This window comes from Pseudomonas mercuritolerans (genome assembly GCF_025706525.1).
GTDB lineage: Bacteria > Pseudomonadota > Gammaproteobacteria > Pseudomonadales > Pseudomonadaceae > Aquipseudomonas > Aquipseudomonas mercuritolerans.
On sequence record NZ_JAMSHA010000011.1, the window covers coordinates 249,465 to 266,646 of the forward strand.

17 protein-coding genes are annotated in these 17,182 nt (G+C 60.0%); 11 read left to right on the top strand and 6 right to left on the bottom strand.

From position 1 onward, the window contains the following. Window positions 1-2: 2 nt before the first annotated feature. Genes ND528_RS26670 through ND528_RS26685 form a run of 4 tightly spaced genes read right to left on the bottom strand, consistent with a single transcriptional unit; the run spans window position 3 to window position 5,279 of the window. A complete protein-coding gene (locus tag ND528_RS26670; protein ID WP_263471607.1) occupies window positions 3-1,763 on the bottom strand; it encodes an ABC transporter ATP-binding protein in 1,761 nt (586 codons plus the stop codon). Continuing rightward, window positions 1,760-2,953, bottom strand: a complete 1,194-nt coding sequence (locus ND528_RS26675; protein ID WP_263471608.1) for a glycoside hydrolase family 1 protein — start codon at window positions 2,951-2,953, stop codon at window positions 1,760-1,762. Before ND528_RS26675 ends, ND528_RS26670 begins: the two co-directional genes overlap by 4 nt. Further along, window positions 2,950-4,122 (bottom strand): UDP-galactopyranose mutase, encoded by a 1,173-nt coding sequence (gene glf, locus ND528_RS26680; protein ID WP_263471609.1) that lies wholly within the window; start codon window positions 4,120-4,122, stop codon window positions 2,950-2,952. The genes ND528_RS26675 and glf overlap by 4 nt, the downstream gene beginning before the upstream one ends. Continuing rightward, window positions 4,110-5,279: a glycosyltransferase family 1 protein gene (locus ND528_RS26685; protein ID WP_263471610.1), complete on the bottom strand. Its 1,170-nt coding sequence runs from the start codon at window positions 5,277-5,279 to the stop codon at window positions 4,110-4,112. The genes glf and ND528_RS26685 overlap by 13 nt, the downstream gene beginning before the upstream one ends. 319 nt (window positions 5,280-5,598) lie before the next feature. Between ND528_RS26685 and galE the strand changes: the two genes are divergently transcribed. Then, window positions 5,599-6,624 carry a UDP-glucose 4-epimerase GalE gene (galE, locus tag ND528_RS26690; protein ID WP_263471620.1) on the top strand — a complete coding sequence of 342 codons (1,026 nt, stop codon included), beginning with the start codon at window positions 5,599-5,601 and terminating at the stop codon, window positions 6,622-6,624. Between the two features lie 13 nt (window positions 6,625-6,637). Here the strand turns inward: galE and ND528_RS26695 are convergent, their stop codons facing one another. Continuing rightward, a complete protein-coding gene (locus tag ND528_RS26695) occupies window positions 6,638-6,952 on the bottom strand; it encodes a hypothetical protein (protein WP_130909775.1) in 315 nt (104 codons plus the stop codon). Between the two features lie 320 nt (window positions 6,953-7,272). Between ND528_RS26695 and cyoA the strand changes: the two genes are divergently transcribed. The 10 genes from cyoA to ND528_RS26745 all read left to right on the top strand — a co-directional run bounded on the left by cyoA (window position 7,273) and on the right by ND528_RS26745 (window position 16,206). Continuing rightward, the gene (cyoA, locus tag ND528_RS26700; protein ID WP_263471611.1) at window positions 7,273-8,202 is read left to right on the top strand and encodes a ubiquinol oxidase subunit II; all 930 of its coding nucleotides are present in this window, start codon (window positions 7,273-7,275) and stop codon (window positions 8,200-8,202) included. A gap of 3 nt (window positions 8,203-8,205) precedes the next feature. Beyond that, on the top strand, window positions 8,206-10,179 hold the full coding sequence (cyoB, locus tag ND528_RS26705) for a cytochrome o ubiquinol oxidase subunit I (protein WP_039760284.1): 1,974 nt from the start codon (window positions 8,206-8,208) through the stop codon (window positions 10,177-10,179). 2 nt (window positions 10,180-10,181) lie between these two features. Then, window positions 10,182-10,796 (top strand): cytochrome o ubiquinol oxidase subunit III, encoded by a 615-nt coding sequence (locus tag ND528_RS26710; RefSeq protein ID WP_110599448.1) that lies wholly within the window; start codon window positions 10,182-10,184, stop codon window positions 10,794-10,796. Window position 10,797: 1 nt separating this feature from the next. After that, window positions 10,798-11,136, top strand: a complete 339-nt coding sequence (gene cyoD, locus ND528_RS26715) for a cytochrome o ubiquinol oxidase subunit IV (RefSeq protein ID WP_016774550.1) — start codon at window positions 10,798-10,800, stop codon at window positions 11,134-11,136. After that, entirely contained in the window at window positions 11,094-12,119 is a 1,026-nt protein-coding gene (gene cyoE, locus ND528_RS26720; protein ID WP_408005065.1) for a heme o synthase, read from the top strand. Before cyoD ends, cyoE begins: the two co-directional genes overlap by 43 nt. Then, entirely contained in the window at window positions 12,112-12,372 is a 261-nt protein-coding gene (locus ND528_RS26725; RefSeq protein ID WP_130909773.1) for a metallothionein, read from the top strand. The genes cyoE and ND528_RS26725 overlap by 8 nt, the downstream gene beginning before the upstream one ends. Window positions 12,373-12,419: 47 nt before the next feature. Continuing rightward, the gene (locus ND528_RS26730; RefSeq protein WP_130909772.1) at window positions 12,420-12,662 is read left to right on the top strand and encodes a DUF2934 domain-containing protein; all 243 of its coding nucleotides are present in this window, start codon (window positions 12,420-12,422) and stop codon (window positions 12,660-12,662) included. A 40-nt stretch (window positions 12,663-12,702) separates the two neighbouring features. Further along, on the top strand, window positions 12,703-13,878 hold the full coding sequence (locus tag ND528_RS26735) for an MFS transporter (protein ID WP_212616214.1): 1,176 nt from the start codon (window positions 12,703-12,705) through the stop codon (window positions 13,876-13,878). Window positions 13,879-13,905: 27 nt separating this feature from the next. Beyond that, a complete protein-coding gene (locus ND528_RS26740) occupies window positions 13,906-14,580 on the top strand; it encodes a polysaccharide lyase family 7 protein (RefSeq protein WP_212616213.1) in 675 nt (224 codons plus the stop codon). A gap of 288 nt (window positions 14,581-14,868) precedes the next feature. After that, on the top strand, window positions 14,869-16,206 hold the full coding sequence (locus tag ND528_RS26745; protein WP_323167399.1) for an MFS transporter: 1,338 nt from the start codon (window positions 14,869-14,871) through the stop codon (window positions 16,204-16,206). Window positions 16,207-16,213: 7 nt separating this feature from the next. Here ND528_RS26745 and ND528_RS26750 read toward each other — a convergent pair whose 3' ends face one another. Beyond that, the gene (locus tag ND528_RS26750; protein ID WP_263471612.1) at window positions 16,214-16,342 is read right to left on the bottom strand and encodes a hypothetical protein; all 129 of its coding nucleotides are present in this window, start codon (window positions 16,340-16,342) and stop codon (window positions 16,214-16,216) included. Between the last annotated feature and the right edge of the window lie 840 nt (window positions 16,343-17,182).

Here is a 17,182-nt window from a genome sequence, read left to right on the forward strand (position 1 = left end):
GTTCAACGGTTGTGCACCATCGCCTGCATCTGCCACAGCGTGCGGAACCGCCCTTGGCTTTCGCGCAGTTCTTCGGGAGTGCCGTCCTGGACGATCTCACCGTCCTCGAGCACCAGCACCCGATCAAAATTGGCGATGGTCGAGAGGCGGTGGGCCACGGCGAGTACCGTGCGGCCGCGCATCAGGTTGCTCAGTGCGCGCTGGATGATCGCTTCGGAATCGGAATCCAGTGCCGAGGTCGCCTCGTCGAGAATCAGGATCGGTGCGTCCTTCAAAAATGCCCGCGCCAGCCCGAGACGCTGGCGCTGCCCACCGGACAAGGTCACCCCGCGCTCACCGACCGGCGTGTGATAACCCTGCGGCAGCGCCTGGACGAACTCGTCGCAAAACGCTTGGTGCGCGGCTTCGATGATCTGCTGCTCGGTGGCGTACGGCTGGCCGTAGCCGATGTTTTCCAGAATGCTGCGATTGAACAGCGTTGGCTCCTGCGGCACTACCGCGATCTGTCGGCGCAGGCTGTCCTGGCTGACGGAGCGGATGTCGCGGTCGTCGATCAGGATCACCCCGCTGCGCACATCATCCAGACGTTGCAGCAAACCGAGCAAGGTCGATTTTCCCGAGCCCGAGGTGCCGGCAATGCCGACGCTTTGCCCGGCCGGAATATCGAGAAAGAAATGCTCGAAGACTTTGCGCCCGTCCGGGTAGGCGTAACTGACGTCGAGCATTTTGATGTGCCCGCGCGTCGGTGCCAGTTCCTCCAAGGCGTCGCTGAGCTCGTGGGGCTGGGCGACGATGCCCAGGGTTTCGCTGATGACGCCCATCTGCTGGCTGGTTTCCACCAATGCCAGCGCCAGCTCGCGCGATCCGTGCAGGATGCGGAAGGTCAATGCGCTGACCATCACCACATCCCCCGCCGTCACCTGTCCCGCTCGCCAGAGCAGAATCGCCCAGCCGAGCATGCCGCCGGCCATAACGGTCAGGCAGATGTCGTGCAGTACCCGGGCTTTTTCCATGTACATCCAGCTGCTGCGGTGCGAATCGGCCTCGATGCCGATCTCGCGCTCCAGGCGCAGGCGCTCGCGTTCACGCCCGGAAAAAGCCTTGATCGTCCATACGTTGGAAACCAGATCGACAATCTCGCCACCGACCCGCGCCGACTGCGAAGCGAAAGCGATGTGGCGGCTGCGGCCGCGCACGCCGAATAGGGTAATCAGCGCGGCGACAACGATCACGCAACCGACCAACGCCAGCGCCATCGCACCGTGCACCGCCAACAGCAAGGCCACGGCACCGATGAAATCCACGCATGGCGGCACGATACGCCAGGTCAGCCCGCCATACACTTTGTCGGCAGCGGCACCGATCGCCGAGACGCGATTGGCGAGCGAACCGGAGAAATGCCGCCGGAAATAACGCATCGGGTGGCCGGTCAGATGATGGAACAGGTCGACGCGCAGATCCGCACAACTGCCGACGATGGTGTGGCAACCGACCCAACCGCCGAGGCGCCACAGCAGGTTTTCCATCACGATCAACGCCATGAACAGGCCGAACGCGTGCCAGACCTGTTCCGCCGCCGACCCGGCGGCCATGGCATCGACCAGCAGTTTCATGCCGTATTGCACCACTACCGCGCAGCACGCCGCGCCGATCACCAGCCCCACCATGGCGATGAAGTGCGCCGGGCGAATTCTTATGTAGCGCCATAGAAACGCGGCGGCTGACGCCGGCAACGGTTCATCGCGCCTGCGCTGAAAGTTCATCTCCCCTGCCCCTCAACACGCCGGCCATTGATCCTGGGCAAACACTCGGCAACCCGTTCTGGCACCTGCGCCAACTCGACGTGCAGGGGATGAAACGCCGCGCGCTCGCCCTCGCCATCTGGGTAGCCAAACACACCGGTGGGGCAATAACGGCCGTTATCCCAGCCCGGATAATCGAGAAACGGGTACCAGCAAATCCCCTGCACCGGCACACCGCGTTCAAGGGCCAGCAGCGTCTGCTCGACGATGTAAGCCAGCCACGGCAGGCGTTCTTCATCTTCGGCACCGGTTTCAGCGATCAGCACTGGCCGCTGATAACGCTGGTGCAGTTCCTTGAGCATGCCCGACAACGGCCGGAAGTCGCGCTCGCCGCGAAAGATCCGTCGGCCGTGGAAATACCACTGGTTATGCGCATAGAAATTGGCGCCGACGATATCCAGGTAATGCTCCTGCCCACCCAGACCCGGCCATTCGCGGCCGGTGAGCAGATCCCACGCCTGGAATTGCGACAATCGATAGGCTTCCGCCGCTTCGATATCGTCGCTGCGCCTGGAGCCAGCGATTACATGGATCAACGGGTCGCACTGGACGAATCGCGCATTCGGCGCCTGTTCGCGAATCGCTTCGATCGCAGCAATGCTCGCCCGCACCAGTTGATGCTTGAGTTCCTGCGCGCGCCCGCGTGCGTTCGGGTTGAAGTACGCGACTTCGCCCCCCGCCCAACTCCAGAAGGAAATCTCGTTGATCGGCGAGTAGAACGGCACGCTTACGCCTTCGTCCATCATCAGCTTCGCTGCAGCAGCGGCGAAACGGGCGAAGCGCTCGACGAACGCCGGGCGCCAGATATCCAGATCATCCGGGTAGCCGTAATGGCACAGATCCCAGACCACCTGCACTTGCTGCGCTTGCGCCGCTTTGAGCATCGGCATAAAACTGCTCCAGTCATAGCGCCCGGGGCTGCGCTCGATCAGGTGCCAGCGCAAGCCGTCGCGGGCGCAACGAATCTTCAACCCGCTCAGTCGCTGGTAGTCCTTGGCGACCCAGCGCGCATGCCCGGTGTCGGCCAGCAGATCCAGGCGCCGACCGTCCTGGCGGCGCTGGCTGGAACATTCGAAACCGGCCATGACGAAGCTGCTGAAGATCGAAGAAGCATCTGCGCCGGGCTCGTCGCCTTTCGGCTGCGCGGTCATGGAATATCGACCTCGGTTTCAGCCGTGGTTTCTGCCTGCGCGGCCTGGATATCCCGATACAAGGCCAGCGCCTGGCCCACCACCTGATCCATGTTGTAGTACTTGTAGGTACCCAGTCGGCCGAGAAACGTCACGTTCGGCGTCTGCTCGGCGAGCGCTCGATAGCGTTTGTACAGCTCGGCATTTTCTGCGCGCGGCACCGGGTAATACGGGTCGCCATCGTCACACGGATATTCGTAAGTGATGCTGGTGCACGGGTGCGTTTGCCCGGTCAGGTGTTTGTATTCGGTGATGCGCGTATAGGGCACATCCGGGTGCGGATAATTCACCACCGCCACTGGCTGATAGTGTTCCTGCTCGAGGGTCTGGTGTTCGAAGCGCAAGGACCGATACGGCAAACGGCCCAACTGGAAATCGAAGTATTCGTCGATCGGGCCGCAGTAGATCAGATGCGCGTACTGCACCTCGTCGCGCACCGCCTTGAAATCGGTACTGAGCAACAGATCGATGTTCGGGTGATCGAGCATGCGTTCGAACATTTGCGTGTAGCCGCCCGAGGGCATGATCTGGAAGGTGTCACCGAAATAGCGGTCGTCTTCGCTGGTCCGCGTCGGAATGCGCGAAGTCACCGATTTATCCAGTGCCGAGGGATCCAGCCCCCACTGCTTGCGCGTGTATCCGCGAAAGAATTTTTCGTAGAGCTCACGGCCGATCTGATTGACCACGACGTCTTCGGACGTGCGAATGGTCGCCACCGGTTCGGCGCGTTCGGCGAGAAACACTTCGGCTTCTTCGGAGGACATCGACAGGCCGTAGAGCGAATTCAGCGTGGTCAGATTGATCGGGATCGGCACCAGCTTGCCGTCGACCTGGGCGAGGACTCGATGCTCGTAAGGTCGCCATTCGGTGAAGCGCGACAGGTAATCGACAATGCGCTGGGCATTGGTGTGAAAGATGTGCGGGCCATAACGATGCACCAGCACGCCGGCGGCGTCGTAGTGATCGTAGGCATTGCCGGCGATATGCGGGCGCCGGTCAATCAGCAACACCCGGCGGCCCAATCCTTCGGCCAGACGCTCGGCGATGACACTGCCGGCGAACCCGGCACCGACGATCAGGTAGTCATAGGCGTGGCCGGACTTGGCGCGCTCAAGGCTTATCGTAGGCATTCGATCTGCTCCTGCATGAAGCGGCTGGTGTTGTCCCACGACATGCCGGCGATTGCGGCATCGGCGCGCTGCAAAAATTCGATGGTGCCTTTGAGTGGCAAAGCTTTTTCGATCACCTCGACGAAGGCCTCGGCGGTGTCGGCAATGAACACCGCACCACTCTGGCCGTAGCCGCTGATCACATCGTGAATCGGCGTCGACACCACTGGGCAACCGCCAGCGAGGTATTCGGGAGTCTTGGTCGGGCTGATGTAACGCGTGGAGGCGTTGAGGGCGAACGGCATCAGTGCCACGTCCCAGCCAGCGAGGTAGTCCGGCAGCTCGGCATATTCCTTGCCGCCCAGATAATGAATGTTCGGCCGTTGCGGCAGCGTCCGCGGATCGATCTTCACCACCGGACCGATGAGCACGATTTGCCAGTCGGGACGCATTGCCGCCACGCGATCTATCAGTTCGATATCGAAGCGTTCGTCGATCACACCAAAGAAGCCCAGGCGTGGCCGCGCTATGGATGCTTGATCGGGCGGTTCCGGCAGTGCCTGCCGCGCCGCCGCGAAATGCGCGATGTCGACGCTGCTCGGTACCGGATAAGCATTGCCGTGCTGGCGCTGCTTGACCTCCCACAGACTGAAGCCACCGGTAAACACCACGTCAGCTCGGGCGAGCAGTTGCTGCTCCATGTCGATCAAGCGCGCCGGTGCGCCCATGAACGCCGACAGTTCATCCATGCAGTCATAGACAGTAACCCGAGCGTCGAGGTGCTCGGTAAACAGCAGGCTCATCGGCGTGAAATACCACAGCAAAAGATCGCCCTGAACGCGTCCGGCGAGGTGCTCATCGAGCAATTGTCTCTGCGCCTGCTCGATCGCCTCGCCACTCATGCCGATCGGCAATTGCGGCACCGCCACTTCTATTCCCGCCGCCGGATTCGAAAGCTCGAGTCTGGGCGTGGCGTCTTCGGCAAATACCGGCTCTTCGAAAAACACCACGTCGTAGTGTTTGGCCAATCGCGACATGACGTGCTGCGGCCGTTGATAGACAAATCCCCAGCGCAGATGCGACAGGCACACCAGTGTGGGCCGCACTTGAAGAGATGCGTCGAGAGCATTTTGCGCACTCGCCAGTGCGAGGGCCTCGGGTTGTTCTGCCAGGTTCATAGCCAGATCCTCATCAAAAAAAACAAGACGACTCAGTGCCGAGCCACCGGGCCGTCACACTTGTCGACACTGCAAGTGCAGGGCATTTCTCGATGAGGCCGTAAGGCTCTTGAAGGTTGGAATCACGGGGTTCACACGACGTTCAGCCCAACCTTGAACACAGCCGATGAACTGCACATACCGGCTGGCAAACAAGGTTGAACTTGCCGATCAATCCAGCCCCTACCGTCCAGAACAACCATGGTTTTTGCCGCCGCACAGGCGCATCGAAACCATCTACGAAGCCATCGCCGATGGCGTCACTTGTGAGGGCGGGCGCATGATCTTGATTACGGGTGGTGCGGGATACATTGGTGCGCATGTCGCACTGCAATGGCTGGGCAACGGCGAGGATGTGGTGATCCTCGACAACTTGTGCAACAGCCAACGCGCGGCGATCGAGCGCATCAGTACGCTGGCCGGAAAACGACCGGAGTTCATCCAGGGCGATGTACGCAATCGACGACTGCTCGACAACCTGTTGCGGGACTATCCGATCGACGCCGTGGTGCATTGCGCCGGGTTGAAAGCGGTCGGCGAAAGCGTGCGTGAACCCCTGCGCTATTTCGATACCAATGTCGGCGGCAGCCTGACCTTGTGCCAGGCCATGGCTCAGGCCGGGGTGTTCCACCTGTTGTTCAGTTCATCGGCCACCGTGTATGGCGACTGCGCCACCCTGCCGATCAAGGAAAACTGCGCCACCGGCCAGCCGACCAATCCTTACGGCATGTCGAAACTGATGTCGGAAAACATCATGAAGAGTGTCGTCAGTTCCGACCCGCGCTGGTCGATCGGCTTGCTGCGTTATTTCAATCCGATCGGTGCGCACCCTTCCGGCCTGCTCGGCGAGGCACCCACCAGCACGCCCAACAATCTGCTGCCCTATCTGCTGGAAGTTGCCAGTGGCCAGCGCGCGCAACTGTCAGTGTTCGGCAACGATTACCCGACCCCGGACGGCACCGGCATTCGCGATTATCTGCACGTCGTCGACCTTGCGCTCGGGCACGTCTGCGCGCTCGACGCCTTGCGCGATCGTCATGGCATGAGCATCTGGAACCTTGGCACCGGACGCGGCTATTCGGTGTTGGAGGTAGTCAGCGCCTTCGAGCAAGTGACCGGTATCAAGATCCCTTTGCGGATTGAAGCAAGGCGCCCCGGCGACATTGCGCGATGCTGGGCGGACCCGCAAAAAGCCCTCGAAGAACTGGGCTGGCAGGCGAGCCGTTCACTGCCGTGCATGCTCGCCGATGCCTGGCGCTGGCAGTGCAATCAACTCGGCCAGGTTGAGGTTCGCCAGGCCAATTGAAAGCTGCGCACGGTCACTCGTTCTCGTGGCCGTGCGCGTCGGCACAGGACAATCGTCCGGACTCGCCGCCGGCGATTCGTTCTGCCTGATCGATGCCACGCTTGAGCGCGTCCTCGACTTCCCATTCCACGCCGGGCAATGTCCTGATGCGCTCGTAGGCGCACTCGCCGGTTGCGGTGTAAACGCTGATGAACATTTCGACGTCGCCATCATCGGCTTCCCGTGCCCGTACCTCGATATGACAGCCGTTTTCAACCTCTTCGGTATGGCACTTTTCCGCCTTTTCCGTCGCCTTCCATTTGTTGTAGGTTTCGCCGCGTTTGAACATGTCGTACTCCTGAACTCAACTCGCTCACATCAAAGATCTTTCCTTTGGCGGAATAATTCCACGGATTGCCAAGAGGCACTTTCAGCATAGCGCGTTGATTCGCGCCCGCCGTTTCGCTAGTTCAACCGTTCGTCAGCTTGCGTAACATTCTGTAAAACCAACGTCGCAATGCTCATTCAAAAAGTTCGTGGCCCAGGCGAGCTCAAGTACAACTCGTTATTCAGCCCAGTGTGATTAGCCGGTACAGAAACAGGGTTTTCTGTCCATGGCCAACTGTTGCCCGAAGAAAACAAGGATCGATATAAAGAACAGGAGCATGTATGAAGCGAACAATCAGCTATTGCCTGGTCTATCTCGCTACCAGCGTTCTGCTCGCCGGTTGCAACCTGGTGGTGTTCAACCCCAAGGGCGATGTTGCCCGCGATGAACGCGACCTGATCATTCTCGCCACGGGCCTGATGCTGTTGGTGGTGGTCCCGGTCATCGTCATGACCTTCCTGTTCGCCTATCGCTACCGCGCGACCAACAAGAAGGCCCGTTATTCGCCGCGTTGGGCCAGTTCGCACAAGATCGAAGCGGTGGTCTGGGGCGTGCCGTTCCTGATTATTTGCGTACTCGGCTGGGTGACCTGGGAAACCACCCATGCACTCGATCCCTATCGCCCGTTGGACTCCGACGTGCCGCACCTGAATGTGCAAGTGGTGGCAACGGACTGGAAATGGCTGTTCATTTACCCCGATCTGGGCATTGCCTCGGTCAATGAACTGGCGATACCGGTGAACACGCCGGTAAGTTTCACCGTCACTTCCGACGCGGCCATGACTTCATTTTTTATTCCAGCACTTGGCGGACAGATATATGCCATGGCCGGCATGCAGACCAAGTTGCACTTGATCGCCAATGAAATCGGCCAGTATCGCGGTATTGCTGCGAACTATAACGGCCACGGGTTCTCCGACATGCACTTCAGCACCCTGGCACTCAGTGGCGCTGATTACGAGGCGTGGGTCAACAAAGTCAAAGCGGCGCCCGGGCAACTTGATCAAGCCAGTTACGCCGAGTTGGCCAAGCCTTCAGTGGCGCACAAGATCACTTATTACTCGGCTGTGCAGGAGCGACTGTTTCTCGACATCGTCGACAAGTACGAAGGAATGAACAAAGCACCGCGCAAGAAGGAAACCCAGGTGCAACGCAACGGCGACGATGTGCGCGTCAATCAACAACCGAGTCTGCTGGCCGAGGAGCGTTAAATCATGTTCGGGAAACTTTCATGGGACGCGGTTCCATTGCACGAGCCGATTGTCATGTACACCCTGGCTATCGTCGGCCTGATGGGTTTTGCCCTGGTCGGTACCGTCACCTGGAAGCGCAAGTGGGGTTACCTCTGGCGCGAGTGGTTCACTTCGGTCGACCACAAGAAGATCGGCTGCATGTACATCATCGTCGCGCTGGTCATGCTGCTGCGTGGTTTCTCCGACGCGATCATGATGCGTACCCAGCAGGCCATGGCTTCGAGCGGCGGCCCGGGTTATCTGCCGCCGGAACACTACGACCAGATCTTCACTGCCCACGGCGTGATCATGATTTTCTTCATGGCCATGCCGTTCGTGGTCGGCCTGATGAACATCGTCGTGCCACTGCAGATCGGCGCCCGCGACGTCGCCTACCCGTTCCTCAACGCGCTGAGTTTCTGGCTGTTCGTCGTGGGTGCGGCACTGGTGAACATCTCGCTGGGCGTCGGTGAATTTGCCCGCACCGGTTGGGTCGCCTACCCGCCCCTGTCCGAACTTGGCTACAGCCCCGGGGTCGGGGTGGATTACTACATCTGGTCATTACAGATATCCGGCATAGGGACGCTGTTAACCGGGGTTAACTTCTTTGTGACCATCCTTAAGATGCGCACCGAAGGCATGACCCTGTTCAAGATGCCGGTGTTCACCTGGAACGCACTGTGCACCTCGATCCTGATTCTCGCTGCGTTCCCGATCCTTACCGCCACCCTGTTGATGCTGACGCTCGATCGTTATCTGGGCATGCACTTCTTCACCAACGAGGCCGGCGGCAACCCGATGATGTACGTCAACCTCATCTGGGCGTGGGGCCATCCGGAGGTGTACATCCTGATCCTTCCTGCGTTCGGGATCTTCTCGGAAATCGCCGCGACCTTCAGCAGCAAACGCCTGTTCGGCTATGTCTCGCTGGTGTGGGCAACGATTGCGATCACGATTCTGTCGTTCATCGTCTGGCTGCACCACTTCTTCACCATGGGCGCGGGGGCCAACGTCAACGCGTTCTTCGGCATCATGACGATGATCATTGCAGTGCCGACCGGGGTGAAGATCTTCACTTGGCTGTTCACCATGTATCGCGGCCGCGTGCGCTTCGAAACGCCGATGCTGTGGACGCTGGGCTTTATCGTCACGTTCAGCATTGGCGGCATGACCGGCGTGCTGCTGGCGGTGCCCGGGGCCGACTTCCTGCTGCACAACAGCCTGTTCCTGATCGCCCACTTCCACAACGTGATCATCGGCGGCGCGGTGTTCGGCTACATGGCCGGGCTGACTTACTGGTTCCCGAAAGCCTTCGGTTTCCGCCTCAACGACCGCCTCGGGCGCATTGCGTTCTGGTGCTGGCTGGTGGGTTTCTACTTCGCGTTCATGCCGTCTTACGTGCTGGGTTTCATGGGCATGACCCGGCGCCTGAACCATTTCGACAACCCGGCCTGGCAACCGTGGCTGCTGCTGGAACTGTTTGGCGTCGGCATCATTCTTTGTGGCGTGTCCGCGCAGGCGTTGCAGCTCTACGTGAGTATTCGCAACCGCGCGAAACTGCGCGACCTCACTGGCGACCCGTGGGACGGCCGCACCCTGGAATGGGCCACGGCCTCGCCGCCACCGTTCTACAACTTCGCCGAGCAACCGAAAGTCAACGACCTCGACGCCTATTGGGGCATGAAGGAGCGCGGCGTCAGCACCCTCAGCCACACCGACTACCGCGCCATTCACATGCCGCGCAATACCTCCGCCGGCCTGGTGATCAGTGTCTTCGCGCTGATCTGCAGCTTCGCCCTGGTCTGGCATATCTGGTGGCTGGCGATTTTCGGCCTGGTCGCTTCGGTGGTGGCGATGATCGTGCGCAGCTATGACGAAGACATCGACTATTTCGTCCCGGCGCAGGAAGTGGCGCGGATTGAAAAAGCACGTCTCAAAGACTTGGCGGAGGCCTGATCATGTCCAATATCGTTCTGGATAAAGACATCGCCCACAGCCATGAACATGGCCATGAAGACGCGGGCTCGATGCGCATTTTCGGTTTCTGGATCTACCTGATGACCGACTGCATCCTGTTTGCGACGCTGTTCGCAGGCTATGCGGTCCTGCGTGACAGCGTCGCTGGCGGGCCTTCGACCGTCGACATTTTCGAATTGCCATACGTCCTTGCCGAAACCGCGTTGCTGCTGCTCAGCAGCATCACTTACGGCTACGCGATGCTGGCGATGAACCGCAATGACAAAGCCCATGTGCTGCGCTGGCTCGGCGTCACCTTCGTGCTGGGTTGCGGCTTCATCGCCATGGAGATCAACGAATTCCATCATCTGATCGCAGAAGGCTACGGGCCGGATCGCAGCGGTTTCCTCACCGCGTTCTTCACCCTCGTCGGCACCCACGGCGCGCACGTGCTCAGTGGTCTGGTGTGGATGGCGGTGTTGATGCTGCAAGTAAGCAGCCGGGGCCTGACCAATACCAACACCACGCGCCTGAGTTGCCTGAGCCTGTTCTGGCACTTCCTCGACGTGGTGTGGATCTGCGTGTTTACCGTGGTTTATCTGCTGGGGGTGGTGTGACATGTATAACCAGAGTCCGATTCACAGCAGTGCCGGCACCAGCCATGGCACCAGTCGTTCATACATGGTCGGTTTCATCATTTCGGTGATCCTGACGGTGATTCCCTTTGGCCTGGTCATGTACCCGACGTTGCCGCGTAGCGTCACTGCCTGGGTGGTGGTCGCGCTGGGCGTGGTACAGGTTTTCGCCCACCTCAAATACTTCCTGCATCTGGACACTGCCAAGGAGCAGCGCTGGAACCTCAGAGCGCTGATTTTTTCAGTGGTGATCATTCTTCTGCTGGTTGGGCTTTCGCTATGGATCATGGACAGCATTCACCACAACATGCTGGCGCACTGAAGCAATGGCGGCTGTCGCTGAATGTCGGGCTGGAACTGACCAAGCCCGGCATTATCGTCGGCAATCTGGCTTCGGTGTTCGGTGGCTATCTGCTTGCTGCGGACGGGCGTCCGGTCTCCCTGGCGCACCTGTTGGCCGCGCTGCTCGGCACCGCACTGGTCATCGCTTGCGGATGCGTGATCAATAACTGCGTCGACCGCGATATCGATCGGCGCATGGTGCGCACCTGTCATCGGGCGCTGGCCGTTCGCGCTGTGTCGTTGCCCAGTGCGTTTTGCTACGCGGCGGTGCTGGGTGTGCTCGGCTTCGGCTTGCTGTGGGCCGGCACCACGCCGCTTGCCTGTGCAATGGCGGCTGTCGGCCTGATCGTTTATGCGGGCGTTTATACCTGCCTGATGAAACGCCGTTCGCACTGGGGCACGCTGGTCGGCAGCCTGTCCGGGGCCATGCCGCCGGTGGTCGGTTATTGCGCGGTGACCGGCAGCTTCGATGCCACGGCGCTGATGCTGATCATGGTGTTTTGCTGCTGGCAGATGCCCCACTCCCACGCGATCACCGTCATGCGCCATGAAGATTTTCGTGCCGCCGGGTTGCCGACATTGACGCTCAGCGAGGCGAAACGAGAGATCAATATCTACATGGTCGCCTTCCTGGTCAGCGCGGCGATATTGGGCTGGGTGGCGGATATCAATGCTTCCTATCCGCTGGTGATTGTCGGGTTGGGCGGGTACTGGTTTTATCTGGCATTGCGCCCGGTGCGAAACGCTACCGCGAAGCCTTGGGCGCGGCGCTTGTTCAGCGTATCGATCGTGCTGATCCTGGCGCTGAATCTCTCTCTGTCGTTGAACGCTGTGTTGCCCTCGCCCTCCGCGTTCTACCGCTCATCGGGCGCCGGGGAGAATCATCAAACGCAGGTGCGTGGCGGGTTATCAGAATCGGTAACGACTGCACCTACAGACTACTTGGAGCAAACCCATGGCTAACGATCTTTCAACAGCCGATTGCGCCTGCCCCGGCTGCACCTGCAAATGCAGCGGCGAGCAAACCTTCGAGCGTGACGGCAAGCAGTTTTGCAGCCAGGCCTGCGCGGATCTTCACCCAAAAGGCCAGCCCTGCCCCTCGTCCTCCTGTCATTGCGAGCAAAACCTTGGGGCTGATGAGCGCAATGTGAGTGACTCGAAACTGGATCAAGCGGTTGAGGAAACGTTTCCCGCCAGCGATCCGATTTCGCCTTGACCCTTTGCCCGAAGGCACTGATTTTTTCATCTGCAGGAGAAAATGAAATGGACGAGGAAACCATCCGCAAAATCGCCTATCGGCTCTGGGAAGAGCAAGGCCGGCCGCACGGTAATGATTTCGAGCACTGGTTGCAGGCGCGCGCCGAGCTCGATGCGTTCGATTCCGATGGCTTGCCCGGTTCGGTAGCCAGCAGCGTAGCGCCGCCGGCACCACGCAAAAAGGCCAAGGCTGCGACCACTGCTCCTACCACCAGAACCCGCAAGAAAAACACCTCCGCGGCCAAATGACCGGTCTTGAAAGCCGCGTGACTGCCGGAGCAAAGGGCTCGTGAGGCGCGGCATAAACCTGGTACTGGCAGCCTTCGCGCTGACGGCGCTGTCCTATGGACTGGCGCGCTTCGCCTATGGATTGCTGCTGCCACAGATTCGTCAGGATCTGGCACTGAGTGTGTCCGCTGCGGGATGGATCGGTGGCGGTGCTTTTGCGGCTTATTGTCTGGGCATCGTTGCGACATTCGTGCTCAGCGCAAAGGTCAGTCCGCGCGGGTTGACGGTGATGGCCGGAGCCGCCGCTTCGCTCGGGATGGCGTTGATTGTCATCGCTTCATCCGGTTTGGCGTTGGGTTGCGGCGTGGCGCTCGCGGGATTGAGCACGGGACTGACCTCGCCGCCGTTGGCCAGCGCGGTTGCGGCGCGTCTTGACGATACCGACCGTCCGCGCGCCAATGGCTTTATCAATGCCGGGACGGCGGCGGGTATCGTTTTTTCCGGCCTGGCGGCGATATTGGCGGCCGGGCAGTGGCGGCAACTCTACGCGCTGTTCGGCTTGATCGGCATCGGCGTCACGTTCTGGCTTTGGTTTGCGATACCGCGCCGGATCGTACATGACGTCGGGCAGAATTTTTCTCTGGCAATGTTGCGTCGACCGGGCGTACTGCCGTTGTGCGCCAGTGCTTTTTTGATGGGGTTGGCGAGCACGGCGATCTGGACATTTGGTGCCGACATTCTGCGCAGCGAGGCTGGGTTCTCCGATCGGTCGATTGCAGGGGCGTGGATAGTGTTGGGGGCCGCGGGCATTAGTGGTTGCGCAACCGGAGTACTGACTGACCGGTTTGGTGTCGTACGCATGCAGCATCTGGCGCTTGCAGGGATCGCCGTCGGCACGCTGGGACTTGCCGCCACCGGCGCTTCTGCCATCTACGGCCTCGCCGCGATGTGCCTGTTTGGCGCGGCCTATATCGTTTCCTCCGGCGTTTATCTGCTGCAAGGCATCCGCCTGTTTGCGGATCGTCCGGACTTGGGATTGGGCATACCGTTTCTGCTTCTGGCACTCGGCCAAACCGCCGGCACGCCGATTTTCGGCGCAGTGCTGGAGGCAACGGGCGTGACCTTTGCCCTGTGTGTTTTCGCGGCGGCCGCTTGCGCCGCCATGGTGCTGTGCCCAAGAGATGGTGAAAGTCCGCGCAGACAGATGTGCCAATCCACCGAAGGCTTGGGTCGCTAATGATTTTTATCGTCAGGAGTACAAACCATGGCCGTAAACATCAGCAATCTCACCCTTTCCACCCCGGTCCCCGTCTCGGCAACCAATCCGGTCGCACTTGAGCTCAACGGCGCCGAAGCCATTGCGCAATTCCCCAGCATCGTCACGGTGCTACCGGACGGTTCGCTGCAACTGTCCGCGCCGACCAAAGGCGCCTCGAGCAAGAGCACTCACCGCACCCGCTGCGAATGGAAAGAATCTTTTTATTGGTCGCTGGGCAGCGCCGCTGACCACCTCAACTATCAGGAAATGACCGTGACCAAGGTCAACTCTGCGCAGAAAGTCGTTATCTCTCAGATGCATGTGAAAAACGACGACAGCCCTGCAATCAAAGTGTTCTGGCAGAAAGGCAACATCACCATGGGCTTCCGCCAGAGCTTCAACCAGCCCACCCCGGTCAACACCACGGTGCTCAAGGGCGTACCGCTGGGGGCGAAGTTCAAGATCACCATTCGCGCCAACTCAGCCGGCGTGGCCCGAGTCACCGTCGATTACAACGGCGTTGTCGGCACATCAGGTGATCTGCAGCTCGATTCAACCTGGAACTCGCAGGTGTTCAATTTCCACGGCGGGGTCTACAACCAGATCGACTACACCGACGCCACGCCGCCCGAGGATGGCTCGATCTGCATCATTAGTGACTTGTTGATTTCGCATACCTAGGCGCTGAAACGAGCAAGGGCCTGCGTCAGCTTCGCTGGCAGGCCCTTGTCAGAGCTGAGCTCGATGGTGGGTTTTCAGCCTCCTCTTCGACTTCAAAATTGCCTGCGTCCTAACGTCGCAGCCTTCGGCTATTGGCAAATCCTGCGCAAACCGTAGAATCCCGCGCGCTCTTGCAAGCGCGCGTCTGGTCACAGACGCGAACTTGCAGGGCTGGCCATGTCGTCCGACGCCACCGCCCTGCCCGATCGGCAGACATTTGCACAACACCTGTTCCAGCCTGGCAACCGCATGCGCAGAGGCGCACGTTGCGCTGTACGATTCCTTGAGGTTTTTATGTCTCCGCGTTTGCTGGCCATGGCGCTGGCGCCCCTGCTCGGGCTGTTCATTATTGCTCTGGGCAACGGATTTCTGTCTTCCCTGACCACCCTTCGCCTGGACGCCGCCGGCGCCTCGGCGACGATGATCGGAATTGTTTCGTCGGCCTACTTCATCGGCCTGACGCTGGGAGCGGTGTTCAACGACCGGTTGATTCTGCGCATCGGCCATATACGCGCCTACGGCAGCTTCGCCTCGCTGATTGCCGTGACGATTCTGTTGCAGGGTTTGTTCTATGACACTTGGGGCTGGCTGGTCCTGCGCCTGATCAACGGCTGGGCCACGGTCGGTGTGTTTCTGGTGATCGAAAGCTGGCTGCTGCTGGCGGGTGACGAGAAGATTCGCGGGCGCTTGCTCGCGCTGTATATGATCGTCCTTTATGGCGCTGGCGTTCTGGGCCAGGCGACGCTCGGGACCATCACCGGCATGAGCGACAGCGCGCCGTTCATGGTCGCCGGGATGCTTGCTGCGTTGTCGGTGCTGCCGATCGTGATCCTGCCGCGCGTGTCGCCGCTGCTCGATCAAGTCGAGCCGCTCAAGCCCCGACAACTGCTGGGCGTGACGCCGACCGGGCTGGTCGGCTGTTTCGGTTCGGGCGTAACCATCGCGGCGATCTACACCTTGTTGCCGCTGTATCTGCAACGCAGAGGTCTGGACGTCGGTGAAGTCGGCAGCATGATGGCGTGGACGATTCTCGGCGCGATGTTGCTGCAGTATCCGGTCGGGCGCTGGTCGGACCGCACCGATCGCTTGCAGGTGCTGACGCTGCTGACGGTGGCGTGCACCGCGTTATCACTGGTGATTGTGCTGCTGCCGCTGTCTTCGACAATGCTCGCGGCGATGCTGTTTCTGCTCGGTGGCGGTGTCTTCGCGCTGTACCCGGTGGCCGTCAGCCACGCGGCCGACCGCGCCCCGGCCGAAGCGCTGGTGCCGATGATTCAGGGTTTGCTGCTGATCAACTCGCTGGGCTCGGCCATCAGCCCGATGATGATCTCGCCGGTGATGAACTCGTTCGGCGCCAATGGCCTGTTCTGGGTCTTCGCAGTGGTCAATTTGAGCATGGTCAGCTTTTTCTTCTGGCGCCGTGGCAAACGCCCGGTGCCGGCCAACCCCGCACCGTTCACGGCGGCAGCCACCTATTCGCCGACGGGTGCGGAGTTGCGGGTCACCGAGGATTTGCGCGTCGCCGCTGAGGAGCATCCGGCGATGATGGATGCGATCAGCGGAGAATTGGTGACGCAGCCACGGTAACAGGTGATCAGCAACTGCCCGGCGGGATGCCGTCCTTGTTGAAGTCCTTCAAGCGCTCGCGTTCCTCTTCAGTGGAATGCGCTGGGGTCGGTTGATCGGGTACTTCTTGCGGCACTTCAGTTTTTTCATCAGTCATGGTTCTGCCCTCTTTGTCGATGCTATTTCGGCATCGGCGGAGCGCTGGTGGTTCCGGATTTCGCACCTTGCCCAAGCCATCGACGCGGCAAAAACCAGGAACATCTCGAAGCGTAAACGCACAAAGGCCTGCTTGGCTTTCGCTAGCAGGCCTTTGTTGAAAGATGGTGCCCGAAGCCGGAATCGAACCGGCACGCCCTTACGAGCGGGGGATTTTAAGTCCGTAATTTTTTTCTTTTAAATCATCCGCTTAGGGACATGATTTTTCCGCATCGCACACATTTCTTATCCGTTCCAAGACAGCAAAATCAGTACCTCAAAATAAATTGCGGAAAGAAACCGGGCTGTAGAGAGGCCTGGCCGTCACCGTGCGCCGGCCGACTGGATCTCAGATCAGTTGAGCCATACTCATGGAAAGATGATCAGTCAGCAGTACGGAGCGTGGACCAAGGACGACGGACCGGACGTGGTAGATAGGCTACAGATCGACATGAATCTATCACTGGTAACTGTCGCCCCATCTAGCTAGGCAGAAAGGATCGGTGTACCCAGCTTACAAGGGCCCGGTTTCCGAGGTGGCAAGAAAGGGTGCCCACGCTTGGGCTAGGTGTAGGGGCCAATTGACATAGGCAGGAATTCCACCTGTCAGTCTTCAAGGGCCGCTATCGGCCAAAAGCGGCCCTTGGACAACCTGATGGCGAAACAGTAGCTTATGCAGCGAGACTGACAAGAAACACTCGGCAGCGGGACTTACTTCCCATACCGTGTTTCACTTGAAGGATGTTAAGAAATGGGACCGAAAACCGAAGAACTGATCTGCGTTCTTGATCAGCTTGCAGCA

Coding starts and splice junctions, on each gene's coding strand:
- cyoB (WP_039760284.1), top strand. CDS start 8,206: ATGTTCGGGAAACTTTCATGGGACGCGGTTCCATTGCACGAGCCGATT.
- ND528_RS26685 (WP_263471610.1), bottom strand. CDS start 5,279: ATGAACCTGGCAGAACAACCCGAGGCCCTCGCACTGGCGAGTGCGCAA.
- cyoD (WP_016774550.1), top strand. CDS start 10,798: ATGTATAACCAGAGTCCGATTCACAGCAGTGCCGGCACCAGCCATGGC.
- ND528_RS26675 (WP_263471608.1), bottom strand. CDS start 2,953: ATGACCGCGCAGCCGAAAGGCGACGAGCCCGGCGCAGATGCTTCTTCG.
- ND528_RS26710 (WP_110599448.1), top strand. CDS start 10,182: ATGTCCAATATCGTTCTGGATAAAGACATCGCCCACAGCCATGAACAT.
- ND528_RS26695 (WP_130909775.1), bottom strand. CDS start 6,952: ATGTTCAAACGCGGCGAAACCTACAACAAATGGAAGGCGACGGAAAAG.
- ND528_RS26750 (WP_263471612.1), bottom strand. CDS start 16,342: ATGACTGATGAAAAAACTGAAGTGCCGCAAGAAGTACCCGATCAACCG.
- glf (WP_263471609.1), bottom strand. CDS start 4,122: ATGCCTACGATAAGCCTTGAGCGCGCCAAGTCCGGCCACGCCTATGAC.
- galE (WP_263471620.1), top strand. CDS start 5,599: ATGATCTTGATTACGGGTGGTGCGGGATACATTGGTGCGCATGTCGCA.
- ND528_RS26670 (WP_263471607.1), bottom strand. CDS start 1,763: ATGAACTTTCAGCGCAGGCGCGATGAACCGTTGCCGGCGTCAGCCGCC.
- cyoE (WP_408005065.1), top strand. CDS start 11,094: ATGGATCATGGACAGCATTCACCACAACATGCTGGCGCACTGAAGCAA.
- cyoA (WP_263471611.1), top strand. CDS start 7,273: ATGAAGCGAACAATCAGCTATTGCCTGGTCTATCTCGCTACCAGCGTT.
- ND528_RS26745 (WP_323167399.1), top strand. CDS start 14,869: ATGCGCAGAGGCGCACGTTGCGCTGTACGATTCCTTGAGGTTTTTATG.
- ND528_RS26725 (WP_130909773.1), top strand. CDS start 12,112: ATGGCTAACGATCTTTCAACAGCCGATTGCGCCTGCCCCGGCTGCACC.
- ND528_RS26740 (WP_212616213.1), top strand. CDS start 13,906: ATGGCCGTAAACATCAGCAATCTCACCCTTTCCACCCCGGTCCCCGTC.
- ND528_RS26730 (WP_130909772.1), top strand. CDS start 12,420: ATGGACGAGGAAACCATCCGCAAAATCGCCTATCGGCTCTGGGAAGAG.